The following is a 24907-nucleotide window of genomic DNA, read 5'->3' as shown; positions in this document are numbered from 1 at the left end:
TTGCGGTTTGCCAGGCCATAACCTCCACGCATTGGTTAAACCAATCTGTTCGGTGGTCCGGAGGGTCACCGGTGTGAGGAGGCTTCGATGGCCATGGACCTGGCCCAGTTGGTGCGTGCGCTCTCGGAGCAGAGCACCCCGGACGGTGACGAGGGACGGCTGCGGCTGCCCACCGAGCGCGCGCTCGTGGACAGCCTGGAGATCAGCCGCGGGGCGCTGCGCGAGCAACTGTCGATCCTGGAACACCTCGGCTTCCTGGACCGCACCCAGGGCCGCGGCTCCTACCTCACCGCGCCCGGCACCGGATTCCTCCAGCTCTACTTCGACCTGGCGGGCCAGCTCGGGCACCTCAGCCAGCCGCAGTTCCGCGACGCACGCGAGATCCTGGAGACCGCGCTGGCCGAGGCCGCGGCCCGCCGCGCCACCGCGGACGACGTCGACGCCCTGCGCGCACTGGTGGACGAGATGGTCCGCGCCACCACCACCGGCGAACACGGCGCCGCACTCGAGGCCGACCTCGACTTCCACCGCCGACTGTGCGACATCGTCGGCAACCCGGTGTTCAGCATGCTGCACGACGCCCTCAGCCACGCGCTGCGCAGTGAACTCGTCGAGCGGCGCGAGCGCGCCGGGCAGGTTCCGCTGCCGCCCGGCCGCAGCCTCGTCATCGACACCGTGCACTACGGAATCGTCGAGGCCATAGACGGCCGCGACGCCGAGGGCGCACGCGCCGCCATGCGCCGCCACTTCGAGGTCTGGTCCTCGTTCACCGACGCCTCGGCCCACGAGGCCGTCCGCCCCTGCACCGCTTCGGATCAGTGAAACGGCCACGGCCGCTGGAGACCCCCATGAGCCCCATAACCCCCTCAGCTGTCACCTTCGTCGGTATCGGCGCCATCGGCCTGCCCATGGCCACGCGCATCGCCGCCTACGGACACCACGTCACCGGCGTCGACCCCGCCCCCGGCGCGGCCGATCGCGCCCGTGACGCCGGGCTCGCCGGCGCCGTCGGCTCGATCGACCAGGCGCCGGACGCCCCGGTGACCGTCGTCATGGTCGCCACGCCCGACCAGCTGGCCGCCCTCGTGGACACCGCCCTCGACGCCCGCCCCGACCAGGCCGGACGCCACTGGGTGATCATGAGTACGGTCGGCCCGGACGCGGTGCGCTCCGAGGGCGGTCGGCTCGCCAAGGCCGGCGCGCGCGTCGTCGACGCCCCCGTGACCGGCGGCGTCGCCCGTGCCCGTACCGGCGAACTGACCATCTTCGCCGCCGGCGACAGCGCGGACGTGGTCACCGTGACCCCGGTGCTGAATGCCTGCGGCACCGTGCGCCCGGTCGGTGACCGGCTCGGTGACGGCCAGGCCATCAAGGTGGTCAACCAGCACCTGTGCTCGGTCCACATCGTCGCCGCCGCCGAGGCCCTCAACCTCGCCGACACCCTCGGCCTCGACCGCGCCAAGGTCCTCGGCCTGGTCGAGACCGGGGCCGCCGGTTCGTTCATGCTCTCCGACCGCGGGCCGCGGATGCTCGAAGGCACCGACACCGAAGTCACCAGCACCGTCTCGATCTTCGTGAAGGACAGCGGCCTGGTGGCCGAGGCGGCCCGCGCCGCCGGCGCCGACACCCCGCTCCTCGACCTCTCCCGCGACCGCTACCTGGCCGCCGCCGAGCGCGGACTCGCCGCCCGCGACGACTCCCGCGTCATCGAGACGTACCAGCAGACCCCCTGATCGCCCGTCAGGGCACCGGCGCCACCCCTGGGCGCCGGGCCGGAGAGCCCTGCGCCTCTCCCCTCGGGCCGAACCCCGGACCGCACTCCGGGCAGAACAAGGAGCCGCCGATGAGTGCCGTCAGCAATGCCGCCGACGCGTCCCACCGCGACAACCCCGCCAAAGTCTCCCTCGCCTCCATGGTCGGATCGGCGGTGGAGAGCTACGACTTCTTCATCTACGGAACAGCCTCCGCCGCCTACTTCGGCACCGCCTTCTTCCACACCGACAACAAGCTCGTCGGTGTCCTCGCCTCCTTCGCCACCCTCGCCGTCGGCTTCTTCTTCCGGCCCCTCGGCGGCTATCTCGCCGGCCACTTCGGCGACCGCATCGGACGCAAGACCGTCCTCAACGCCTCCCTGCTCCTGATGGGAGTGGCCACCGTCCTCGTCGGCGCGCTGCCCACGTACGCTCAAGTCGGCGTCGCCGCCCCGCTGTTGCTGATCCTGCTGCGCATCCTGCAGGGCATCGGCTTCGGGGCCGAGTGGGGCGGCGCCGTTCTGATGGCCGTCGAACACGCGCCGCCGCGCCGCCGCGGCTGGTTCGGGGCCGTCCCGCAGATCGGCATCCCCGCGGGGCTCCTCCTGGCCAACGGCACCTTCCTGGTCAGCGAGCAGCTGTTCACCGGGAACTGGGTGTGGCGCGCGCCGTTCCTGCTGTCCATCGTGATGGTGGCCGTCGGGCTCTTCATCCGGCTGCGGATCGAGGAGTCCCCGGAGTTCACCGAGATGAAGCAGCGCGGTGAGATCCGCAAGACGCCCGCGCTCGACGTGCTGCGCCGCGACTGGCGGCTCATCCTGCGCATCACCGCGCTGCGGCTCGCCGAGACCGGCGGCTATTACGTCGCCACCAGCTTCGTCCTCTCCTACGTCGGTCTCGCCGAGCTCGGCACCAGCAACGACGTCCTGCTGGGCACGGTCATCGGCTCCGCCGTAGGCCTCGGCAGCCACCTCTTCTTCGGCGCCCTGTCCGACCGCATCGGCCGCAAGCCGGTCTTCCTCATCGGGGCCGTCTTCACCATCGCGTTCGGCTTCCCGATGTTCCTTCTGGTCAACACCGGTGTCACCGCACTGATCGTGACCGCCGTCGTGCTCGCCCTGGTGCTGAGCCACGATCCGATCTTCGCCGTCGAATCCTCCTGGTTCTCCGAGCAGTTCCCCCGTGAGGTCCGCTCCTCCGGCATCTCGCTCGGCTACAACCTGGCCTCGCTCGTCGCCGGCCTGCTGCCCTTCGCCGCCACCGCCCTGTACGGCTGGATCGGCTGGGAGGGCCCCGCCGCCCTGTTCTGCCTCCTCGGCGTCGCCTCCGCGGCCGCCGCGATCGGCGCCCCGGAAACCGCCCCGGCCAGGACCGGCCTCGACGACAACTCCCCGCCCACTTCCGCCGATTCACCCGCCACCCCCATCCCCGAGAAGGTCCGATGACTGCCACAACCGTGACCGGGGCCCGCGACACGGCCCGTACCCTCGCCGAGCGCGTCGCCCATGTCGGCGAGGCCGCCTACCGCATGCGCCACCACGTCCTGACCATGGGCGAAGGACAGGGCCAGGGCTACGTCGGCCAGGCCCTCGGCGCCGCCGACACGCTCGCCGCCGTCTACACCGACCAGCTGCGGCTGCGCCCCGAGGACCCCGAGTGGTCCGGCCGCGACCGCTTCCTGCTCTCCACCGGCCACTACGCGATCGGCCTCTACGCCGCGCTCGCCGAGGCCGGCACCGTCCCCGTCGCCGAGCTCGCCACGTACGGCACCGACGACTCCCGCCTGCCGATGTCCGGCATGGCCTCGTACACGCCCGGCATGGAGATCTCCGGCGGCTCGCTCGGGCACGGCCTGACCGTCGCCGTCGGCATCGCCCTCGGCCTGCGCCACCAGAACAACCCCGCCCGGGTGTTCAACTTCCTGTCCGACGGCGAACTCGACGAGGGCTCCACGTGGGAGGCGGCCATGGGCGCCCACCACCACAAGCTCGGCCACCTCACCGCCCTGGTCGACATGAACGCCCTCCAGGCCGACGGTGCCACCAACACCGTGCTCTCCATCGAGCCGGCCGAGGAGAAGTGGCAGGCCTGCGGCTGGTTCACCCAGCGCGTCGACGGCAACGACGTCGAGGCCCTGCTGCGCGCCCTGGACGCGGCCGCCGAGCAGGCCGCCGACGAGGGACGGCCCTCCGTGATCCTGTGCGACACCCGTATCGGCCGCGGGGTCCCGCTCCTGGAGAACCGCGAGAAGGCCCACTTCATGCGGATCGAGGAGCACGAATGGGAGATCTGCCGACAGCAGCTGACGGCCGGTCACGACGCCGCGGCCACCAACGGAACGGGAGCCTGACCATGACGACCACGACTGCAACTGCCGCTCAGCCCAAGCGACTTACCACCTCGGCGATGATCGCTTCCTTCGCCGACCCCGGCCAGCGCACCTCCCCGGCCCCCTTCGGCAAGGCGCTCGCCGAACTCGCCGAGAGCGACCGGCGGATCGTCGGCCTCACCGCCGACCTCGGCAAGTACACCGACATGCACGTCTTCGCGCAGGCCCACCCCGACCGGTTCTTCCAGATGGGCATGGCCGAGCAGCTGCTGTTCGGCGCGGCGGCCGGCATGGCGGAGACGGGCCTCGTCCCCTTCGCCTCGACGTACTCGGTGTTCGCGGCCCGCCGCGCGTACGACTTCATCTGCCTCGACATCGCCGAGCCGAACCTCAACGTCAACATCGTCGGCGGCCTGCCCGGGCTGACCACCGGCTACGGGCCCAGCCACCAGGCCACCGAGGACGTCGCGATCTTCCGCGGCATGCCGAACCTCACCATCGTCGACCCGTGCGACGCCCTCGACCTCGAACAGGCCGTCCCGCAGCTCGCCGCCCACAACGGCCCCACCTACCTGCGCCTGCTGCGCGGCAAGGTGCCCCTCGTGCTCGACGAGTACGACTACACCTTCGAGCTCGGCAAGGCCAAGGTCCTGCGCGGCGGCCGGGACGTCGTCCTCGTCTCCAGCGGCCTGATGACCATGCGTGCGCTCCAGGCGGCGGAGAAGCTCGCCGCTCACAACGTCGACGTGGCCGTCGTGCACAGTCCCACCCTCAAGCCGTTCGACGAGGAGACCGTGCTGCGCGAACTGGCGGGCGACCGGCTCGCGGTGACGCTGGAGAACCACACGGTCGTCGGCGGCCTCTTCGAGACCGTCGCCTCCGCCGCCGTCCGCACCGGCCTCGGCAAGCCCGTCCTGCCGATCGCTCTGCCGGACGAGTTCATCGACGCGGGCGCGCTCCCGACCCTGCACGACCGGTACGGCCTGGCCGCGGACCGAATCGTCGAGAAGGTACTCAAGTCACTCTGAGGCACTGAAGGGCGGGCAGATCGTCGGCAGGCAGCGGCAGGACAGCGCCGGCCGACACTGCCCTGCATACCGCGAGGGCAACGGGCGGCCGCCGCAGTTCACGAACGAGAGCCGTGGCGTCGTCAGCGACGGGACGGAGGGGCCGCCGCTGACGTCAGCCGTCTCCGTGACACACCCGTAGCCACCGACGTACCCGAAACCGGACGTGCCATGGCTACACACATGTGTGCCCCTCTGCCCGATCTGCTGGCTCAGGCTTCCTGCCATTCCAGGAAACCCTGGTCGTCCACGTAGGGCTCCCACTCGCCCCAGATCGGAAAGCTGGAAGAGCACAGGGCCTGAGCGGTGCTCTCCAGAAGGCGGGTGAGGCTGTCGAAGGCCGGGCCTTTCGGGAACGAGGCACCGTCGCCGTGCTCGAACACGCCCATCCTGCCCGCTTCTTCGCCTTCTGCGTGGGTGACGAAGAGGAGGTTTCCGCTCTCGTCGTGGCAAACAGGAATCCAGCACGGATGCCACAGGGGGTGGTCGCCAGGCAGTGGGCGCGGGTACTGGCCCGGGTTTTGCGGGTGCTTGTCCCTCAGCTGTTGAACACGGCGTTCGCCTGCCACCCTCCACGCCACATATTCGCGGCGGATGATGTCGGCGCTGCTGAACCGGCGGAAGCCCGGGAGAACGAATTCGCCAGCACCGTCATGGCACAACAGCGCGTCCTTGAGTTCGGCCGGAAGCGCGACGCCGATGTGTGCCTCGAGGTCCTGCAGTACGTGCTCGCTTGCGGCTTCGGCAAGTGAAGCGAAGGTGGCCGGCGCGTTGGGCCGCAGCCAGGCTTCGATATCGGCCCAGGCATCAGCCGGTGTCATGACGACATGCTTGCGTGCTCCGTTCCCGTGCCGCAAGGGCCAGGAACGGGGCAGCGCCGCAACGGGAGTTAGGGCCCACCAGGCCCCCCTGGACGCGGGCCAGGCCTAGGACGAACATGCACCCGGGGCAGACGGTACAGACCCCGATGATCAAATACCCGGTGCGAGCGAGATGGTGTAAATCTACGTGACGGCATCACTGACGTGCAGAAGGACCACTTCCTTCGAAGCGGGATCCGTTTACGCCTGGGAAACCGCAGAGGGAGACACGGGCAACATCCTGATCGACTCAGCGGGATCAATTGCCCGCCCCTGCACGCCTGAGGGAACACCCCTCGGCGACATGACCCTCAACAAGAGCGTCGGGAACATAGAACACCCCGACCCTGACCCGAGGCTCCGTCGCACGTTCCTGATCACGGCATCGGCGCTCTTCCAAGAGGAGGAGCGCCAAGGGCACCTGCCTGACGAGATCACGCGCAGCTACTGGTAGGCGCCACATCATCAATCGCGGATGGGCTGCATCAGCTTGATCTTTAACCTCGGGTGTCACCCGAGGTTAAAGATCAAGGTTAGAGGGCTCGTCCCCGTCCTCCTGGTGCAACTCGCTGCCCTGCTACTGGGTGTACGCCCGGCTCCGGCGGGTGAGCGGGACTGCGCGGGCTGAGGGTAACCCGCACTTTGCCCTGACATGACTCACTCGATGAGGAACCTGTGCCGTTCGAAAACTCATCGCTCCTGCTCGGAGGTGGTCTGGCGTGGCATCGCTGTCTGCCGATCGTGGCGCCGCGTCGCGGGCTGAGAGGACGGACCGGCCTTGAACTCCGGGAACCCCAGCGTGGTGAGCACCGCATGACGACACAGCCCAGGACGGGACACGTGGCCCAGCCATCCCGCCGACACCGCCTGCTGACACCCTGGGGCGTGTACCAGCCCGGCGCCGGGAGGTCGTCGACTTCCGCAGCAACGTGTTCTACCAGCACGTCAGCACGCAGGTCGTCAGTCCCCTGAGCAGGTGAGTCGTTCCGGTGGCAGCCCCAGCCAGCGGGCGATGGCGCGGCGGCCGTCGGGGCCCACCCGCAGGATCCGGCTGTCGTGGCTTCGTGTCACCCAGTCGTGGGCCAGGAACGCGGACAGGACGGCCGCTCCGAGCCGGCCCGCGAGGTGGTGCGTGTCGCTCGTCCAGTCGACGCAGTGGCGGACCGTGGCGGCCGAGCCCGCGGTGCCGTCGACGGTGATGTCGATGGCGCCGAGCAGGTGCCTGCCGGCGGGGTGATCCGGTACGCCGTGGGGCCACGGCCCGTGCGGGCGATCGCGCCACGGTCCAGTAAGCCCTCCATCACGGTGACGCCCAGGTCGCCCGCCGCGTGGTCGTAGCACGTGCGGGCGGCCTTCAGTGAGGAGCTGCGGCGGTGCGAGCGCAGCGAGTTGGGCCGGAAGGGCGGTGACAGCCGGGCCAGGCACTCCAGGGCGGTGGCCACGTCGGCGGAGGCCAGGCTGTAGTAGCGGTGCCGGCCCTCACTGCGGACGGTGAGCAGCTCGCCGTCGACGAGCCGCGCCAGATGGGCGCTCACCGTGGACTGCGCGACCCCCGCTTCGACCGCGAGTTCCGACATCGCCAGGGACCGCCGGTCCAGGAGGGACAGCAGGATCCGGGCTCTGGTCGGATCGGCCATCAGCGCGGCCGGATCCACGAAGTTGGCATCGCCGGCGAACTCACGCACGCGCTCCACTCCTTGGGCTCTCCCACGGCGGTACTCGGTCGGAAAGCGGCTACCACGCGCAGGGGCGAACACGCTGCGGGATACAAGGGGTTTGCCATTCTTGAGGAGTACTTGGGCGGGCCGATTGCGCTCCTTTGCCGCGGCTCTCCACCGTGCCCGGTCACCGCGCAGCACGACCGCTGCCCGCTGCCGCATCCCGGTTCAGGGTGCCGTCGCCTCCTGCTCCGCTGCCTTTCGCGGGATGGTCAGCACCGTCAGGAGCGCGGCCGCCGCCCACAGGACGGCGCACAGCACGCCCACCCGGTGCAGCCCGGCGAGGAAGCTGCCGTGCGCGGCCGGGTCGCCGACCAGTGAGCCGAGCACCGCGATGCCCAGCGCTCCGGCGGCCTGCCGGGCGGTGTTGTTGACCCCGGAGGACAGCCCCGGCCGGTCCTCGGGGCCGGCCCGCAGCGCCGCCGCGACGACCGCGGCCGTGAGCAGCCCCATGCCTGCGCCCAGGCCGACGAGGACCGGAACCAGGGCGGGGTAGCCGCTGTTCGGGCCCACCGCGAGCAGGCAGAGCGCACCCGCCGCCCCGAGCAGCAGCCCCGCCAGCATCGGCGGGCGCGGCCCGAAGCGGGCGACCAGCCGTCCGGTGAGGGGCGCGCCGGCCGCGAGCGGTACGAACAGTGGCAGCATCATCAGGCCCGCCTCGAAGGCACCGTGCCCCTGCACCCCCTGGAGATACAGGGTCACGACGAACACCGCGCCGATGCCGGTGAAGTTCATGGCGGCGGCCACCGTATTGGCGCCGGAGAACGCCCGGCGCCGGAACAGGTCCAGCGGCACCATCGGCGCCGTCGCCCGCCGCTCCCGCCAGACGAATCCGGCCAGCAGCACGACCGAGAGCACGGCTGCCCACGCGACGGCCGTGGCGGACGCCTCTCCACCCGCCGCGACCGCGCAGTACACGACGCCGCCGAGCGCCGCCGCGGCGAGCGCGGCTCCGGGCAGGTCCATCCGGTGCTCCGGGGTGCCGTCGCCGCCCGGCACCAGTCGCAGCGTGAACAGGGCGGCCACCGCCACCAGCGGAACGTTCAGCCAGAACACCGCGCGCCAGTCGGTGGCCGCGACCAGGAACCCGCCGAGGAGCGGCCCGGCGGGCAGTGCCAGGGCCGACACCCCGGCCCAGATACCGAGGGCACGGGCCTGTTCCGCGCGGTCGGGGAAGGTGCGCTGGACGACGGCGAGGGTGCCGGGCAACAGCAGCGCCGCGCCGACCCCTTGGAGCGCGCGGGCCCCGATGAGCGTGCCAGCGGCGGGGGCCAGGGCGCACAGCAGGGAGGCGAGCCCGAACACCCCGAGACCCGCGACCACCACGCGCCGGTGCCCAAGACGGTCCCCGAGCGCGCCGCCGGCCAGCAGGAACGCGGCGAGCGTCACGCTGTAGGCGTCGACCACCCACTGCAGTCCGGACAGTCCGCCGCCGAGGTCGTGGCCGATGGTCGGCAGGGCCACGTTGACGACGGTCACGTCGAGCTGCACGAGGAACATGCCGACGCACATCACGAGCAGCACGATGGTGCGTCGCATGCCGTCGGGCGCCGAGGTGCGCCCCGAGTGTTCCCGGTCGAGTGCGGAGGGCGTTGACTTCATGGTCTCCATCGTTACTCCGGAAAGATGCGGTATGCAGCCAAGCGGGGCCGCGCGTCGCGGCCCGTGGGCACGCGCACGGCCCGGGACACGGATCCCGTCCGCGCCCCGAGCCGTCGCCGCCCGTCGGCCTCAGGTCAGCCCGGCCAGCAGGGCGGCACGCAGCGTCACCCCTCGGCCGACTCCGTCGAAGTAGTGGGTGTTCGCCAACTCATGGGTTTCCGGAGGCAGTTCGGGGCCACGCGGGCCGGTGTGGGTGACCGGTACGTCCGCGCCCACGGTGCGCAGCAGCCGCGCGCTGAGGACGTACCGCTCGTCGAGCGACGCGCCGCGGCCATGGTCGCGCACCGCCCCCTGGTGGAAGTCGGACAGTTCGAACGGGATCGCGCACACGGCGTCGGACAGCCGCAGCAACTCCTCGCCGGTCTCCACGTGCCGTCGCAGCAGCCCCCTCTCGTCGATGAGGTCGGCCACGTCCTTCGGCAGCGTCGCGCCCTCTGGTGCGAGGAACACCAGCCCCTCGGCGCGGAGGGCATCCAGCGCGTACACCAGGGAGCGGGCGACACGGCAGCCCGGGTCGCCGAGGTAGCCGATGGTCGCGCCGCGGAGGGACCCCAATTCCTGCCGCAGGGTCCACAGATCCAGCATCACCTGAGTGGGATGCTCCCGGTCACCCGTGCCGGCGCTGATCACCGGCACCGGGCTGACCTGGAGTGCCTGTTCCGCGGCCGCGTCGTCGGTGTGCCGCAGGACCAGGACGTCGACGTAGGAACCGAGCACCCTGACGGTGTCTTCCAGTGTCTCCCGGTAGAAGTCCCCGGCCCGGGTCGTGGTCACGTCGGCGAAGCCGATGGCCGAGCCGCCGATGCGGTGCGCCGCCGCCTCGAAACTCAGCCGGGTGCGGGTGCTGTTCTGGTAGAACGCGGTGCCCACGAGGAGTCCGGGCGCCAGCCGCGAGGCCACGTCGCGGGGCTGTGACTCCAGCCAGGTCGCCCTCTCGAAGAGGGCCTCGTAGTCGTCCTCCGTCCACTCCGCCAGGCTGGCCGCGTGCCGCGGCGGCGACGTCAGTGTCCTCACCACCACTGCCCCCCCACCGTCTTCATCGTCCACGTCTGCGTGTCGATCATCGAGTAGCCCGGTGTGACAGGCAGCGGCACCGTGCCCGGCAACCGGTCGAGCCCGGTGATCGCCTGGCCGAGGCGGGAGGCGAGCATGCCCTGGGCGAGGGGTGGGGTGCCGGCGAAGATCGGGCATTCCTGTTTGTGGATGAACCACTCGTCGAGCATGGCCCGGCTCGGGTAGTCGGGCATCTCCGGTATGAAGCGGCTGATGAGCCGGCGCGCGTTCTTCTCGTTCATCTCTTCGTGCTGCGGTACGCCGAAGTACTCCTCGGCTGTCATCGAGTCCTTCGTCCACTTGAAGAAGAACGTGCGATGCCCGAAGACCGGCGTCAGCATCATGAACTGGCACTGTTCGGCACGCCGGAACGCCTGGTGGAGGGTGTAGCGGGCGTCGATCTCGTACAGCTCGATCTTGTCGAGGACGTAGTCGCAGCCCTCGAAGAACTCGTCGACGGTCTCCTCGTGGATGCCCTCGGGGAAGACGTCGATGTTCACGTCGCGCGTGGTGTCGTGGACGAGTTCGGCGACCACCTCGGCCTTGTTGCGCCCTACGTTGCCGATGGTCGCGCCGAACTGCCGGTTGATGTTGGAGACTTCGAAGGTGTCCGGGTCCGCCACCTTCAGGTTCCGCACGCCCATCCGTACGAGGCGTTCGGCGGTGGCGCCGCCGATGCCGCCGACTCCGGCCACCCCGATCGTCGCGTCACGCAGCCGGAGTTGACGCTCACGCTGCTCCTCCTCGGTGTCGCCCAGCCAACCGAGGTTCCGCTTGACCCGTTCCCAGTAGTAGTTCTCGTCGGTCCGTTCGGCGGTTAGGCGCTGACGGTCTGCCACGACGGCCTCCGGTTCTCTACGGGCATCGGGGGACGGCGCCTCACCGTGAGGTATCGCGCCCCCTCGGACGCCTCCACGCTAGGAGCCCGCGGCTTCGACGCGGCCCGAAGTGTCGTGAGGGCCAGGGGCGTTGAGGGTTTCGCCCAAAGGCTGTTGCCCGACACCGGAATGTCGGGCAACAGCCTTTGGTTCTACGCCGACTCGGCGCGTCAGCGGATCAGTTCCACGTCAGTGGCTCAACTCCACGTCCGCGTCTGGCCGACCTGGTGCGTGCCGAGAACCCCATCCGCGCAGGCCACTCAAGCCGTCATCGCACCGTGGCAGCCCGGCATGAGGAACGACCGTGCGGCTTCGATTGACCCATCTGACCGTGACCAACGCTTCGCCATGCTGCGGCTGCTCCCGGCGAGCGACCACGACAAGAACACCGAGACCCTCGCCCTGCACCACCAGATCACCGTCCTGCAACGGCAACTCGATCCGAAACGGCCTCAGTTCGCACCAGCAGACCGAGCCTTGCCCGCCGCATTCTTCCCCCCCCTCTCCCGCGCCAGGCACTACGCCGCCTGCGACTGCTCGTACGCCCCGACACCGTCCTGCGATGGCACCGCGACCTGCTCAAACAGCGCCACGCGAACGCCTCTCGACCTCACCGCCCAGGCCGGCCCCGGACGCCGAGCGCAACCGCGAGCGCATCCTGGCGGCAGCTCGCCGCCTCATCTCCCGCGAAGGGCTCGGTGTCCCCATGACCGCCGTCGCACGCGAGGCCGGCGTCGGCAACGCCACCCTGTTCCGCCGTTTCGGCACCCGGGAACGCCTCATCGACGCGGTGTACACGGATCGTGTGGAGGCCCACCACAGCCTGGTGACAGCCTGCTCGAACACCCCGGACCCCTGGCAGGGGTTCGCCGACTACGTCCAGGGCCTGTGCACCCGGCAGATCGCGGACCCGACCTTCATCGAGGTCCTGACCATGACCTTCCCCGCCGGCTCCGTGGAGACTCGACGCGCCGAAGCATCCCGCGGTGCGCTCGGGCTCATCTCCCGGGCCAAGAAGGCCGGTTACCTGCGCCACGACTTCAGCGACCGTGACCTCACGATTCTGCTGTTGGCCAACTCCGGCGTCGTCCGAGCAGGCGGCAACACCGCCTCGAACGCCTCGCGCCGCCTCGTGGCTCAGACGCTGCGCGGCTATGCCACCCCGGACGCGCCCCTCACGCCGCTGCCGGACGCTCCGCCGGCCACGGAGCTCTACCACGCCATGATCAGCCTCGTCCGATCGCGTCCCGCATGAGAAGCCGTTGTCCTATCGATCTTGAGTGCGGTGTGATCGAAAGTGGCGCTCGGGTCGGGTGATTCCGCCGTGGCCGTGCATAAGGACAGGGCCTCTGGTGGAGCTTGGCCCATACCCGGCCTCGGTCCACTCGGTGAAACGACGGAAGGCAGTCACCCCGACAGTCCGAAGCCGGGCGGTAGTTGATTCCATGTGCAGCCCGAGGTGGCAACGAAGATGACCGCGGCCAGCACCTCTCGGTCACCTCGTCGACGGTGGCCTCCACCCTGCTGGCGAACCGGCGCCCGCAGCCGCTACCCCTGGGCGTCGGCGGGCATGGTCAGCGCGATGCGCAGCGCCTGGGCCGCTGCGGATGCCGTGCCGGACGGCACACGCCGAGCCCGTCCGGCGTCAACGCGCCTGCGCGCCCTACGGATCCGGCTCGCGCCGCGGGGGCGGGAACACGGCCGCACCGGACCTGGGCCATTGCCCTCTGTCCTCCGTTCGGGTGGCAGGGGGTGGCCGGGTGTGCAACGCTCCGTGTCTGGAAAACGGTGCACCAGTGGTTCCTTTGGTGTCCCGCTGGGAGGGGTGGGTTCGCGTGATGGCCACGCACAGCGACAGGCCGAAGTACGGCAATCTGCCGATCGAGACCACCCAGTTCATCGGCAGGGCAAGGCAGTTGGGTGAAGTGCTCGACGCGCTCGGCAGCTCACGGCTCGTCACCCTGACCGGGCCCGGAGGCATCGGCAAGACCCGCATCGCCCTGCGGGCCGCCGCCAGGACCGCTCCCCGTTTCGGCCACGGCGCCTGGCTCGTCGAACTGTCCCCCGTCCTCTCCCCCGACCTCCTCGAGCACACGCTCGCGGGCGTCCTGGGCGTCGCCGACCAGACGAATCAGCCACTGATCGACGTCCTCACGGAGTATCTGCGCGACCGCGAGCTGCTGCTCGTTCTGGACACCTGCGAGCACCTGGTCGAGGCGTGCGCCCGGCTCGCCAGAACCCTGCTCGCCGAGGCGCCGGGACTGTGCATCCTGGCCACCAGCAGGCAGGCCCTCGACATCCCGTACGAGCGTCGTGTCGACGTCGGCCCCATGGACACCGGGCCCGAGGGCGAGGCTCTCGATCTACTGCGCGCCCGTGCCTGGCCCGACGAGGAGCCGCCCGGTCAGGTGACCCCGGAGGAACTCGCCCGGCTGTGCGCCCTGTTGGACGGGGTGCCACTCGCCATCGAGCTCGCCTCGGGACTGCTGCGCGCCACGTCCGTCAACCATCTCGTGCACCGCCTTGGCCGGCGGATGGCCGTCCTGTCGGCGAACGCGGGGTCCGAACCGCCGGACGCGGCGGCCGAGTTGGGCGCCGAAGACGGGCTGCCGGGCGCCACACCGCTGCGGCGGCCCGCACGGCACAGCGCGCTGCGCACCACCGTCGGCTGGAGCCACGAGTGGTGCACCCCGCGGGAGCGGCTGCTGTGGGCCCGGCTCTCCGTCTTCCCCAGCAGCTTCGACCGCAAGGCCGTCGACTTCGTGTGCAGCTCGGAACCCCTCGCCGACTGCGATCTCACCGAGGTCCTGGACGGGCTGCTCGCCAAGTCCGTCGTCCTGGCCGAGGACAGCGAGGCGGAGCCCCGCTACCGGCTGCTCGACACCGTGCGCGAGTACGGCGCCGAATGGCTCGAACGGATCGGTGAGTCGGACCCGGTGCGGCTGCGCCACCGCGACTACTACCGCGACTTCGCTCAACGCGGCGACCAGGCGTGGATCGGGCCCGACCAGGCGCGGTGGCACGCCGACACCCGCACCGAACTGCCCAATCTGCGCGCCGCCCTCGACACCTGTCTGCGCACGGACCGGGACGCGGCCCTGGAGATGGCGAGCGACCTGCTCTACTTCTGGTTCGGCTGCGGCCATCTGCGCGAGGGACGGTACTACAGCGAGGCGGCCCTCGCCCTCGCGCCCGACCGGCCGCGCGCCGCGGCGCGGACCCTGTGGTCGTGCGGTTATGTCGCGCTCGGCCAGGGCGACTTGGACACCACGGCCCGCCGGGCGGCGGAGGCCCGGATCCTCGCCGAGAAGTACGACGACAAGCCCGCCCTGGCCGGGGCGATGTGGGTCCAGGCCGCCGCGATGACCCTGCGTGGCTCGCCCACCGAGTCCCTGCCGCTGTACGCGGCCGCACACGAACTGGCCGCCCGCACCGGCCCTCCCATGATCGAGCTGTCCGCCCTGCCCACCTGGGGCTACGCGCACATGATGCTCGGCGAAGCCGACGGGGTGCGGGCCCGGGTGGACCGACTGCGGGAACTGACCGATCCCCTCGGCGAGATCTGGATCCGCTCGTACGCGGACTACGTCTGGGGCAACCACTGCATCGCCCAGGGCAGTCCGGCCGAGGCGATCGCCTCGCTCCTGTCGTCGCTGGAGGCCAAGTGGCGCCTGGACGACCTCTACGGGATGGCGATCACTCTCGACTCCCTGGCCGTCGCGGCCACCGGCGACCAGCACCCCGATCTGGCGGCCCGCCTCTTCGGCCTCGTCGACCGGGCCTGGGACATCCTCGGCACCCCGCACCTGGGTTCCCCCGAGATGACCGAGCACCGGCGCACCTGCGAGAACGCGGTCCGCGCCGCCCTCGGCCCGGACGAATACACCGAGCAGTACGCGAGCGGAGCGGACGTCTCCTCGGTCCACGCGGGGGTGATGGAGGTCCTGCGCAGCGTCTCGAATCAGTCAAACGGGCCTGAGTCGGGCTGAGTTGCCGGGCTCGATTCGGCCCTTCGACTTTCGCAAGCGTGTCCCGGCAGGCACTCCGGGCCGCTCGCCATCCCCGTCGCCGGCGACTCCGAGAAGGCGCGGCGCGTGGCCATGCAGCTCGTGGACGACACCGGCTTCGACCCCTACGACGCCGGCACACCGGCCGACTCCTGGCGCCAGCAGCCGAACAGCCCCGTCTACTGCACCGAGCTGACCCTCGACGCACTCCCGGCGGCCCTGGCCGCGGCCGACCGCGCCAAGGACGTCCGCGTCCGCAACAGCCTGCCGGAGCGCTTCGCCGCCCTTGTGGGTGCCGAATATTACGGCGGTGCAGTTCAGCCCTGTTGTCGCGCCGACGACAGCGGTCGGCAATGATCACTGTCCATGCTCGTACGCCTGGCCTGCATCGCCGTCTCCCACGCCTTCACCGCCCTGCGGCTGATCCCGATGAACGACCACGACAAGGACGTCGAGATCCTCGCGCTGCGCCACCAGCTCACCGTCCTGCAACGCCGGCTCGGCAACCAACGCCCCGGCTTTCAGACGGCCGACCGCGCCTTCCTCGCCGCTCTCCTCGCCCCGCTGCCACGAACCGCCCTGCGCCGGCTACGGCTCATCGTCTCCCCGGACACTGTCCTGCGCCGGCACCGCGACTTCATGAATAACCGTCACGTCCATCTCAGCCGCAACCCGCGTCCCGGCCGCCCCCGCACAGTCACTTCCGTCCGCCGCCTCATACTCCGCCTCGCCGAGGAAAACCCCACCTGGGGCTACCGGCGTATCCACAGCGAACTCACACTCCTCGGCATCAAACTGGCACCCTCCACCGTCTGGGAAATCCTCAAGGCCGAAGGCATCGATCCTGCAACCCATCGCTCGAACGTCACCTGGGCCACATTCCTGCACTCCCAGGCCGAGGCAATCCTCGCGATTGACTTCATCGAGACCGTCACCCTCACCGGACAGCGTCAGTACATCCTCGCCGCCATCCACCACGCCCACCGAAACGTCCGTGTGCTCGGCACCACCGCGCATCCCACCCACGCCTGGGTCACCCAGGCGATCAAGAACCTGGTCATGGACCTCGAAGACGCCGGACAGCTCACCGCCATCAAGTTCATGATCCGCGACCGCGACGCAAAATACCCCGTCGTCATCGACGAGATCCTTTCTCAGGCAGGGATCCGCACCGTGCTCACCGCCGTCCGCACGCCACGCATGAACTCAATCATGGAACGCTGGGTTCGCAGCCTGCGCCGTGAAGTCCTCGACCGCACCCTGCTCTGGAACGAAGCCCACCTGCGGCGAGCGCTCCACGAGTACGAACAGCATGACAACCATCACCGCACCCACCGCACACTGCAGGCTGCCGCACCCCTCAGAGTCGTGCCGGAACCGCTCAATCCACCACAACTCGAGCCGCTTCGCGTTCGCCGACACGATCGTCTCGGCGGCGTACTCCACGAGCACCAACATGCTTCCTGACCTGCATGGACGCAATTATCGGCACGCACACCACTGACTGCTCTCGGTTACCGTGCCTGGCCTGCGCGGCCGGTGGCTGCCGCGTACCGAGGCCGACGAAGGTGCTGGAGAGACGCGTCAGTCGTTCTCGTGGATCCAGCCCTCGGAAAGAAAGTAGCTGCGCACGATGCCGACTTTGTACGCGTCCTCCTGCTTCAGCGCGGCGCTCACCTTGTATCCGAATGGATTGCAGAAAGGGCAGGGCGTGGGGAAGTCCATGCCCGATGCGAGCCCGCGCAGGAGCTGGCGCGGCGACCCCCAGGTGACGCCGGGCCGGTTCGGATCGAGGCTGCGGCACTCACGTGAGGAGCTGCCGAATTCAGTGTCGCGGTGGAGTATGAGCCCGTCGTAGCCGCGTGCCTTGGGTTCGGTGATGAACACCGGCGGGAGGGTGATCTGCGCGTGGGGGTGCCCGGCCCGCTCCATGGCGTATTCGAGCTTGTTGTAGACCATGGCGGCTTCGTCGGGATCGGTGAACTCACCGGGGAGGGTGATGGTGATCGTGCTGTAGCGGCGACGGGGTACTGCGTCAGACATGGGCCGGAGCCTAACGTTCCGTTTTCGGCCAACGGAACACACCTCTGGCTCTGGCGCTTAAGGACTCGCCGCTCATCCACTGGTGGGGCGGGCGGGCGCACAAGTACCGGGCGGTTTGAAGCCGCTAGGGCGTTTCTGATGGCTCTTGGACGGTGTCGCGGAGCCAGATGACGACTGCTGCGACGGCCAGGGTGCCGTTGAAGATGTAGTCGCGTTTGTCGTAGCGGCTGGCGACCGCACGGAACTGTTTCCACTTGCTGACGCACCGTTCGGCGGCGCTGCGGCGGCGGTACTGGGTCTTGTCGAAGGCCGGAGGCCGGCCGCCTTTCCGGCCCCGCCGGCGACGATTGGCCCGTTGGTCGTCAGGCTGGGCGATGGTCGCTTTGATGTGCCGTCTATGCAGGTAGGCGCGGGTGTCGCGGCTGGAGTAGGCCTTGTCGCCGCGGAGCCGGTCCGGGCGGGTGCGTGGCCGTCCCGGCCCGCGGCGGGCGATCCGTAATTGCTCCAGCACGGGAACGAGCATGGGGTTGTCGCCCCGCTGGCCGGGCGAGGTCTGCCAGACCAGTGGGCGGGCCCGGTCATCGGCCAGGAAGTGGACCTTGCTGGTCAGTCCGCCCCGGGAACGTCCCAGTGCCTCGCGTCCATCGGCCTCCACACGCGCCCCGCCCCCTTTTGCGGGAAGTCACGTGGCGGCCGGTGCCGGGCTCCGGCTGCATGCTGGTGAGCGCGGCAGGAGGTGGAGTCGATGTTCACCGCCCACTCGGCCTCCTTGTCAGCGGACCGGGCCAGGGCACCGTCCGGGTCACCGGCATCGGCCTCGATCTGCAGCTCTGTCAGGATCCGCTGCCAGGTTCCGTCGGCCGACCAGCGGCGATGCCGCTCGTAAACGGTCTGCCATGGCCCGTACCGCTCGGGCAGGTCCTGCCACGGCACCCCCGTGCGGGCCCGGAACAGTACTCCGTTGATCACCCGGCGGTGATCCGCCCATTGCCCACCCGGGGCACCGTTCACCGGCAACAGCGACTCGACCTTCTGCCACTGCGCGTCAGTCAGTTCATGACGTCGCACCATACGACCCGCATGCCCAACACCAACGCTGATCCACCCACCCCAGCAAGAGCCATCAGAAACGCCCTAGTTGGTAGGCGTCCGGGTGGGGCTTGGCGTTCAGTACGTCCTCGCCGTAGACCTGAACGTCAGGAAGGGGAAGACCGGCCCGCTCGAACCGCTCATGAACCGGCAGACGGCTGCCGGATGTCACGATCGCCCATGCCGCAGGCTGCAGGGCTTGGAGGAGAGGACTGGCGCCTTCCATGGGCGGGAAGGCATTCCCCTCCCGGCGCATCAGGGCGTTGAGCACTTCCCGCTCTGTTGCGAGGTCCAGATGAGGGGCGACGTCCCGAACCGTGTCCTCCGGGCGCCGGCCGAATGTCTGCTGCCACACCACCCCTGCGTCCAAGCCCCGCAGATCTGCCCAGGCATTCCAGATGCGTTGATGAGCGGCAGCCGAATCGAGCAGAACCCCGTCGACGTCGAACAGCACAGCAGCGAATGTCATGGCGGCCACGATCTCAGGGCGGGTGACCGACAGGCACAGCAGGATGGAGAACCTTGTGCAAGGCTCAGCTGGCATTGTCTTGTGCAGCGGCCCGGGCCTGGGTGATAGCGAGGCGGTACGAGTCGATCCACTCCCCGATGAGACCGGGTGATGTCGTCACCGACCGACAGGCGCTGTCACCACTCGGTTCTGGCACACATTCCGTGAGAGCGGCGGACGAGAGTCTTCTGACCGGCAGACTGGAGCGATGCGGATAGAGAGCGTCGCCCGGATCCAGGCAGTCCGGCTCGCCGTGACGGTCGGTGCAGTCATTGCCGCTCCAGTCCTGTTCGTGGCTGGGACTCCGTTGCGCCGCCGCATGGTGCGTCGCTACTACCGCGAGGACGGCTCGGGCCTTGCGAGCAAAGAGGACGGTTGGGTGAGCCCGGGGTACTTCGTCGTCACCAACGTGGTTGTTCGAGCCCTCTGCTGGCCGTCGGATTACGTACTCCGACGGCTTCGTCCTGCCTGACCAGGACAGTCATCGGGCGGCGGTGCCGGCTTCCGGGTCAAGTACGTCCTGGCCACCAAACTCGTCAACGAGCTCGTCGAGGCGGCCGACGAGAAGCTGTTGACCAAGACCATCGCCCGCTACGGGTTGGTCGACCTTCTCTGTATTGACGAGCTGGGCCGGCGCGGCGCTGAGTTGTTGTTCCAGGTTCTGACCGAGCGCGGGGAGAAGAACGGTATGGCCATCGCCTCCTACGAGCCCTTCTCCTCGTGGACCGAGACGTTCACCGACTCCCGGCTCTGCGCGGCTTTAGTGGACCGACTCACCTTCGGAGGCAACATCATCGAAACCGGTAGCGACTCCTATCGCCTCGCCCAAATCAAGGCCCAGCAGTTCGGCGGCTGATCGACGACCGACAGAGGATCACCGGAGCGCAAACGACGCCCGCTGCTGCCACCTTGTTCCGTCGTGGACGATCAGATCGACCGACGACACGCGGGCAGTGACGGGAAGCCTGCCGCGAAGGTCGGCTTCGGTCTCCTCCAGTACGGCATCGTCTTGCCCCTGGGCGATGGTCAGATGCGGGACGACCTCCTCGAACTGCCCGCCGAATGGCGGGGCTTCCGGCCACCGGTCCGCGACCGCCTCGGTGAGCCGTCGGAACGGGAGGTCCGGTTCGGGGACGAGATACAAGATCTCCGGGAATCGCCCGCAGTGCTCGAACCGGACCCCGAAGGGCCGGTGACGCCCGATCACTTCTCCGATGGCAGCGAGGGTACTGCTGTCGATGCGGCCCTCGTCGAGGAAAGGGAAGAGGACGGTGACATGGGCCGGAACACCCGCGCGGGCTGAGGGGTCCAACCGGTCACGCCACGCTCGAACAGCAGGTTCCGCCTCGGGGACCCTCGCGATGAGTCCCGACTGCCCTGCCTGAAACCCACCCGAGTCGTCTCCTGCCATCGCACATACCTATCAGTGAGCCCGGAACGACTGCGACCCGATTACGATCGCGGGCGGTTGCACCCGGCGGTCGACACCCAACGCGACCCTCGCTCAGGTTGTAGTGCAGGGCAAGTACCGAGAAGCAGAGATCGCACGCGGGCAGGTTGTCGATCCCGGTTGCCTGCTCGGCTCCGTGGGCGACGGCGTGGCGCAGGTAGTCGCCGAAGCCGCACCCGATGTCGAGCACGCGCAGCCCCTGCAGGTCGGGCAGGAGCCGGTGCTGCTCGTCGATGGCGAAGAGGCCGCGCTCGGATGGATCGGAGTGGTGCATCCGCTCGTGCTGCGTGAGGAAGCGTTCCTTGTTGGCTATGTCGCCGAATCAGGGAGGCGTTTGTCGCCGGTTTTGGGAGGCACTTGGGTGCGTCGTGGGTGATCGATGTCGATGAGATTTGACGTCGCTCAAGCGTGCGAGGGTCTGGGCGTATGGTCGGTGCATGTGCTCGATGGGCGAGGTTCCCGATCTTGAGCGACTCCGCGCTGCGGTCCTCGACTGGTCCTGCGATTGGGGTGAGGACCATCCCCACCACGTGCGTCTTGTCGAGACGACACGTGATGCCGCGACCCGCGCTCTGCATGACGGTGGTTTGGTCCGCTCCACCCAGGAGCGGATCTATTTCGTGGTCGTCCGGGGGAGTTTCACGAAGCTGCTGGTGTCGGGTAATACCCGCAGTGGTGTATGGGCAGGTCTCCTGATCGAGCAAGAGCGGCTGCGTGTGACCACGTTCACCGTGCGGCCCGAAGTGGGGATTCCGCTGGCTTCGGCTCTGGACAGCCTGGGGGAATATTTCCCGTTGTGAGTGTGGTGTCTTCGATGGGCTTCACTCAGGCTGACTGCTGGCCGTGGCACAGGCACACTCAGCGTCCCACCGCAAGCCCCCAAGTGCCGTCAAAACAAAGCGACACCACCAGACTCGGTCAACCACTGCCTCCCCCGGTCACCAACAAACGCCTCCCGAACTCGCAGACATAGCCGCCTTGTCGTAGACGCTGTCGCTCATGGACGGGTCCTCTGCAACGGGGGCGGAGAAGGCGGCGTCTAGGAGTTGGAGGAGGCCGGCCGCTGGGTTCTGCCCACCAGCAGGGAGCTGGCGACGACCAGGCCCGCGGCGGCCACGGGGCGGATGCCGAGCGGCTCGTGCAGGTAGAGCGCGGTGAGCAGGAAGGCGAACAGGACCGTGGCGTAGTTGGAAAAGCTCAGCGCCAGTGGGGAGAGGATCCGTGACAGGCGCATCATGGCGGCCACGGCCAGCACGTTGAAGACCATGCCGGCGGCGAAGAGGGCGAGGTCGCCGGCCCGGGCGGCCGGTGGGAGGCGGAAGCCGCGGTTGAGGGCTGCGAACAGCGCCAGGGGTACGAGGTTGGTGGCCAGGAGGAGTTGGAGGTAGCCGGATCCGAGCCGGGCGGCTTTGCGGATGAGGAAGCCGCTGACGGCGTAGGAGAGGGGCACCACCAGCATGATCAGGTACCAGAGGGTCTGGGCTCCCCGGGCGGGGTCGGAGATCTGCGGGACGATCAGGATGCTGACGCCGCCGAAGCCGAGCGCGACGCATGCGGCGGTGCCGGTGCGGATGCGGGCATGGAACCAGGCCGCCCCGATCAGCAGGGAGAACAGTGGTGTCATGCTGCTGATCAGCGAGGTCTCTGCCGGCGTGATCGTGTCCAGCGCGAGGTAGATGACGAGGTAGGGGACGAAGATCAGAGTCAGGGCCGCCAGCACCAGGGTGGGCCACCGGGCCTTCAGGCCCTCAAGGGCCTGGGGGCGGACAGCGGGCTTGAGGCAGGCCGCCAGACATGCCGCCACGGTCGCGAAGTTGAGGGCGAGCGGGAAGTGAAGGTGCTGTACCCGCGGTTGATGGTGATCTTGCCCAGGAACGACTCCATCGCCCAGGAGAACCCCACGAGCAGCACGGCAACACCGGTGGCCGCAGGGCCTGTCGTGTTGTTCTGCACGGCCTTCTTCAACTGCCTCAACAACACGTACCTTCGCCCTGTCTACGGGATACCAGCACATCACACCTGCGGCCGTGTGCTGCGGGTTACGGCCCCGGTGCGTGTTGGAGCGTCGCGCCGTCGTCCTGTGCCGAGAGCTGCAAGTGCCACCACCGGACGAACTGGGCGAACACCGAGTGCTCACTCCGCCCGCGCCCTGCTCGGCGGGGTCGACGATCCGGGTCGGGTTGTCGACTTGAGCGACCCGCGCGCCCTGGACAGCGTCCGCATCAAGGCCGTGCTCGCCGAGCACGCCGCAGCTCCGCTGATGATCGTGGAGGGCACCTTCGCGCCCGCTCTGCCCGAGCTCATCGCCGTTGCCACGCTGATCACCTATGGAACGCCAGGTCCGGACCGAGGCGCGCGGTCACTGACCAGTCTTCATGCTCGGGCGGTGGAAGGCGCTCCGGTAGACGGCTGGGGTCATGCCGATCTGGCGGTTCAGGTGCTGGCGGAGCGACTCGCCGGAGCCGAGGCCGCTGCGGCTGGCCACCTGGTCGACGGTGAGATCGGTGGTCTCCAGTAGCTCCCGGGCCCGCAGCAGCCGCTGCTGGAGCAGCCATTGGAATGGGGTCACGCCAGTCTCGGCTGTGAAACGGCGGGTCAGGGTCCGCACACTGACCTTGGCTTGACCGGCCAGGTCGCGCAGGGAGATCGGCTGGTCCAGGTGCCGCAGTGCCCAGATGCGGGCCGCGTCCAATGAGGAGTCGGTTTCGGCCGGGAGCGGGGTCTGTACGAACTGCGCCTGCCCGCCGTGGCGGACCGGCGTGACGACAGCGGCGCGGGCCGCCGCGTTGGCCACGGCCGCACCGTAGTCGCAACTGATCAGGTGCAGGCACAGGTCGATTCCGGCGGCCGAGCCCGCACCGGTGATGATCGGTCCGTCCTCGGCGAACAGCCGGTCGGCGTCCACGTGGACCGAGGGGAAGGCGCGCTGCATCTCCTCGGCCAGGCCCCAGTGGGTGGTGGCGACACGGCCGTCGAGGAGTCCGGCCTGGGCGAGGACGAAGGCGCCGCTGCAGATCGAGGTGACGCGCTTGCCCGCGGTGGCGGCCTCCCGCAAGGCGTCCAGTGCGGCCGGCTCGGCGTCGTGCCGGCTGGCGGTCGAGGGAACGATCACCGTGTCCGCCGCCGCAACTGCCTGAAGACCGTGCCGGACCACCACCTCGATGCCGCCGGAGGCACCGATCACACCGGGCGTGGCGGTACACACCGTCACCTCATAGCCGGGGCGGCCGTCGAGTTCGGCGGCGCCGAGCAGGGCGGACGGCATGGACAGGTCGAAGGGTTTGACCGCGGGAACGGCCAGGACGGCGACACGATGCATGGCTACATCCTTGGAGTCCGTGGCTTTCTGGCCACTAACCTACTCTGCGTCCGCACGGCAGAGTTGGGCGTGCGGACGGGCCCTCCGTGAACCACGTTTCCCCCTTCGGGGAGGCGTCCCATTCTTGAAGGTGAACGGAGACAACACCATGGGTGGATCAGTCGTCATCGGGGCAGGTGCGACCGGGGTCGCGACCGCCAGGCAACTGGCCGACAGCGGCAAGCGGGTCCGCCTCATCACCCGCAGCGGCAGTGGTCCTGACCACTCCGCCATCGAACGGGTCGCCCTGGATGCGGGCCGCACTGACGAGCTGGCAGAGGCTCTGGCCGGAGCGGACACGGTCTTCAACGCCGCCATGACCGCCTACCAGACCTGGCCGGAGACCATGCCGCCGTTGTTCACCTCGATTCTCGCCGCGACCGAACGGGCCGGGACCGACTACGTGATGCTCGGCAACCACTACGGCTATCAGCAGACCACCGGGCCGGTCACCGAGCGGACCCCGATGGCCCCGACCACCCGGAAGGGCCGGGTCAGGGCCCAGCTGTGGCAGCAGGCCAAGGACGCGCACGGCGAAGGGCGGCTGCGGGCCACCGAAGTGCGAGCCGGCCAGTACCTGGGCCCCGGCGCAGTCTCACCGTTCACGCTGCTGGTCGCGCCCCGAGTCCTCGACGGCGAACTGGCCCTCGTCCACGGCAACCCCGATGCGGCCCATTCGTTCTCATACACCGAGGACGTCGCAGCGGCACTGGTGGCGGTCAGCAACGACGAACGGGCCTGGGGGCGGGCCTGGCACGCCCCGGTCATCACCACGACCGTGCGTCATGCCGCAACCGACCTCGCCGAACTCCACGGAGCGCCCGAACCGCGGTTGGAGCAGCTCACCGAACGGGACCTGACACTGCTGTCCCTCACCGATCCACTGTGGCGGGAGTTCGCCGAGATGAGCTACATGTCCGAGCGCCCCTTCATCGTGGACGACAGCGACATCCGCGACACCTTCGGACTCAAGTCTTCAACGCTCCGGAAAGCGCTGGCGACCTGATGCGGCAGTGGGGGGGGGGGGGGGGCCCCCCCCCCCCCCCCCCGCCCCCCCGGGGGGGGGGGGGGGGGGGGGGAACCGGGGGGCCCCCCCCCCCCGGGGGGGCCGCCCCCCCCCCCCCGCCCCCCCCC

General features: G+C 69.4%; 24 protein-coding genes and 2 pseudogenes. 13 read left to right on the top strand and 13 right to left on the bottom strand.

Translation table 11 applies throughout. The annotated features are described in order from the left end of the window. Positions 1-87: 87 nt before the first annotated feature. The 5 genes from ACYSUO_RS39505 (at position 88) to ACYSUO_RS39485 (ending at position 5108) form a co-directional block, all read left to right on the top strand. A complete protein-coding gene (locus ACYSUO_RS39505; RefSeq protein WP_327660139.1) occupies positions 88-822 on the top strand; it encodes a FadR/GntR family transcriptional regulator in 735 nt (244 codons plus the stop codon). A 26-nt stretch (positions 823-848) separates the two neighbouring features. Further along, positions 849-1733 carry an NAD(P)-dependent oxidoreductase gene (locus tag ACYSUO_RS39500; RefSeq protein WP_461781034.1) on the top strand — a complete coding sequence of 295 codons (885 nt, stop codon included), beginning with the start codon at positions 849-851 and terminating at the stop codon, positions 1731-1733. 110 nt (positions 1734-1843) lie between these two features. Further along, positions 1844-3196 (top strand): MFS transporter, encoded by a 1353-nt coding sequence (locus tag ACYSUO_RS39495; RefSeq protein WP_461781033.1) that lies wholly within the window; start codon positions 1844-1846, stop codon positions 3194-3196. Further along, the gene (locus tag ACYSUO_RS39490) at positions 3193-4101 is read left to right on the top strand and encodes a transketolase (protein WP_461781032.1); all 909 of its coding nucleotides are present in this window, start codon (positions 3193-3195) and stop codon (positions 4099-4101) included. The genes ACYSUO_RS39495 and ACYSUO_RS39490 overlap by 4 nt, the downstream gene beginning before the upstream one ends. A 2-nt stretch (positions 4102-4103) precedes the next feature. Beyond that, positions 4104-5108: a transketolase family protein gene (locus ACYSUO_RS39485; RefSeq protein WP_461781031.1), complete on the top strand. Its 1005-nt coding sequence runs from the start codon at positions 4104-4106 to the stop codon at positions 5106-5108. A gap of 251 nt (positions 5109-5359) precedes the next feature. Here the strand turns inward: ACYSUO_RS39485 and ACYSUO_RS39480 are convergent, their stop codons facing one another. From ACYSUO_RS39480 to ACYSUO_RS39460, 5 genes are all read right to left on the bottom strand, one after another. After that, positions 5360-5968: an SMI1/KNR4 family protein gene (locus ACYSUO_RS39480; protein ID WP_461781030.1), complete on the bottom strand. Its 609-nt coding sequence runs from the start codon at positions 5966-5968 to the stop codon at positions 5360-5362. Between the two features lie 1106 nt (positions 5969-7074). After that, a complete protein-coding gene (locus tag ACYSUO_RS39475; RefSeq protein WP_461781029.1) occupies positions 7075-7692 on the bottom strand; it encodes an ArsR/SmtB family transcription factor in 618 nt (205 codons plus the stop codon). 201 nt (positions 7693-7893) lie between these two features. After that, positions 7894-9327, bottom strand: a complete 1434-nt coding sequence (locus tag ACYSUO_RS39470; protein ID WP_461781028.1) for an MFS transporter — start codon at positions 9325-9327, stop codon at positions 7894-7896. A 129-nt stretch (positions 9328-9456) separates the two neighbouring features. Next, positions 9457-10401, bottom strand: a complete 945-nt coding sequence (locus ACYSUO_RS39465; protein WP_461781027.1) for an aspartate carbamoyltransferase — start codon at positions 10399-10401, stop codon at positions 9457-9459. Beyond that, positions 10398-11279, bottom strand: a complete 882-nt coding sequence (locus ACYSUO_RS39460) for a ThiF family adenylyltransferase (protein ID WP_461781026.1) — start codon at positions 11277-11279, stop codon at positions 10398-10400. The genes ACYSUO_RS39465 and ACYSUO_RS39460 overlap by 4 nt, the downstream gene beginning before the upstream one ends. A gap of 601 nt (positions 11280-11880) precedes the next feature. Between ACYSUO_RS39460 and ACYSUO_RS39455 the strand changes: the two genes are divergently transcribed. Further along, complete coding sequence (locus ACYSUO_RS39455) at positions 11881-12573, top strand: TetR/AcrR family transcriptional regulator (protein WP_461781025.1); 693 nt, start codon at positions 11881-11883, stop codon at positions 12571-12573. Positions 12574-12667: 94 nt separating this feature from the next. Here the strand turns inward: ACYSUO_RS39455 and ACYSUO_RS39450 are convergent. Next, positions 12668-12857, bottom strand: a pseudogene (locus ACYSUO_RS39450) (transposase); the annotation flags it as partial. Between the two features lie 299 nt (positions 12858-13156). Here ACYSUO_RS39450 and ACYSUO_RS39445 point away from each other — a divergent pair. The 3 genes from ACYSUO_RS39445 to ACYSUO_RS39435 all read left to right on the top strand — a co-directional run bounded on the left by ACYSUO_RS39445 (position 13157) and on the right by ACYSUO_RS39435 (position 16792). Next, positions 13157-15307 (top strand): ATP-binding protein, encoded by a 2151-nt coding sequence (locus ACYSUO_RS39445; RefSeq protein WP_461781024.1) that lies wholly within the window; start codon positions 13157-13159, stop codon positions 15305-15307. A gap of 105 nt (positions 15308-15412) precedes the next feature. After that, positions 15413-15682 (top strand): hypothetical protein, encoded by a 270-nt coding sequence (locus ACYSUO_RS39440; protein WP_404082487.1) that lies wholly within the window; start codon positions 15413-15415, stop codon positions 15680-15682. Positions 15683-15691: 9 nt separating this feature from the next. Further along, positions 15692-16792 carry an integrase core domain-containing protein gene (locus ACYSUO_RS39435; protein ID WP_461781023.1) on the top strand — a complete coding sequence of 367 codons (1101 nt, stop codon included), beginning with the start codon at positions 15692-15694 and terminating at the stop codon, positions 16790-16792. A gap of 117 nt (positions 16793-16909) precedes the next feature. Here ACYSUO_RS39435 and ACYSUO_RS39430 read toward each other — a convergent pair whose 3' ends face one another. The 3 genes from ACYSUO_RS39430 to ACYSUO_RS39420 all read right to left on the bottom strand — a co-directional run bounded on the left by ACYSUO_RS39430 (position 16910) and on the right by ACYSUO_RS39420 (position 18926). Further along, positions 16910-17368, bottom strand: coding sequence for a hypothetical protein (locus tag ACYSUO_RS39430; RefSeq protein ID WP_461781022.1), 459 nt, complete (start codon positions 17366-17368; stop codon positions 16910-16912). A 124-nt stretch (positions 17369-17492) separates the two neighbouring features. Further along, positions 17493-18439 (bottom strand): IS5 family transposase gene (locus tag ACYSUO_RS39425; RefSeq protein ID WP_461781021.1). Its coding sequence is split into 2 segments (ribosomal slippage): positions 17493-18040 and positions 18040-18439, totalling 948 coding nucleotides; the frame shifts between segments, so codons are not numbered across the junction. Positions 18440-18491: 52 nt separating this feature from the next. Continuing rightward, on the bottom strand, positions 18492-18926 hold the full coding sequence (locus tag ACYSUO_RS39420) for an HAD family hydrolase (protein ID WP_461781020.1): 435 nt from the start codon (positions 18924-18926) through the stop codon (positions 18492-18494). Positions 18927-19461: 535 nt separating this feature from the next. On the opposite strand from ACYSUO_RS39420, the pseudogene ACYSUO_RS39415 reads away from it, so the two are divergent. Further along, positions 19462-19821: pseudogene (locus ACYSUO_RS39415) on the top strand (ATP-binding protein); the annotation flags it as partial. A gap of 18 nt (positions 19822-19839) precedes the next feature. Here the strand turns inward: ACYSUO_RS39415 and ACYSUO_RS39410 are convergent. Together ACYSUO_RS39410 and ACYSUO_RS39405 are read right to left on the bottom strand one after the other, a co-directional pair. Beyond that, the gene (locus tag ACYSUO_RS39410) at positions 19840-20376 is read right to left on the bottom strand and encodes a 2'-5' RNA ligase family protein (RefSeq protein ID WP_461781019.1); all 537 of its coding nucleotides are present in this window, start codon (positions 20374-20376) and stop codon (positions 19840-19842) included. Next, positions 20282-20596, bottom strand: coding sequence for a hypothetical protein (locus ACYSUO_RS39405; RefSeq protein ID WP_461781064.1), 315 nt, complete (start codon positions 20594-20596; stop codon positions 20282-20284). Before ACYSUO_RS39405 ends, ACYSUO_RS39410 begins: the two co-directional genes overlap by 95 nt. Between ACYSUO_RS39405 and ACYSUO_RS39400 the strand changes: the two genes are divergently transcribed. Next, positions 20480-20791: a hypothetical protein gene (locus ACYSUO_RS39400; RefSeq protein WP_461781065.1), complete on the top strand. Its 312-nt coding sequence runs from the start codon at positions 20480-20482 to the stop codon at positions 20789-20791. The two genes, ACYSUO_RS39405 and ACYSUO_RS39400, sit on opposite strands and share 117 nt — an antisense overlap. Before the next feature lie 61 nt (positions 20792-20852). After that, positions 20853-21215, top strand: coding sequence for a hypothetical protein (locus ACYSUO_RS39395; RefSeq protein ID WP_461781018.1), 363 nt, complete (start codon positions 20853-20855; stop codon positions 21213-21215). A gap of 239 nt (positions 21216-21454) precedes the next feature. Here ACYSUO_RS39395 and ACYSUO_RS39390 read toward each other — a convergent pair whose 3' ends face one another. Together ACYSUO_RS39390 and ACYSUO_RS39385 are read right to left on the bottom strand one after the other, a co-directional pair. Beyond that, positions 21455-22429: a DMT family transporter gene (locus tag ACYSUO_RS39390; RefSeq protein WP_461781017.1), complete on the bottom strand. Its 975-nt coding sequence runs from the start codon at positions 22427-22429 to the stop codon at positions 21455-21457. 345 nt (positions 22430-22774) lie between these two features. Next, positions 22775-23734, bottom strand: a complete 960-nt coding sequence (locus tag ACYSUO_RS39385) for a GlxA family transcriptional regulator (RefSeq protein WP_461781016.1) — start codon at positions 23732-23734, stop codon at positions 22775-22777. Positions 23735-23882: 148 nt separating this feature from the next. Here ACYSUO_RS39385 and ACYSUO_RS39380 point away from each other — a divergent pair, with 148 nt between their 5' ends. Further along, a complete protein-coding gene (locus ACYSUO_RS39380) occupies positions 23883-24779 on the top strand; it encodes an NAD-dependent epimerase/dehydratase family protein (protein WP_461781015.1) in 897 nt (298 codons plus the stop codon). Positions 24780-24907: the final 128 nt, after the last annotated feature.

The sequence above is a fragment of the Streptomyces sp. UC4497 genome, from assembly GCF_054871485.1.
The sequence above is the reverse complement of the archived record's forward strand: the minus strand, read 5'-3'. Positions and strand labels throughout refer to the sequence as shown.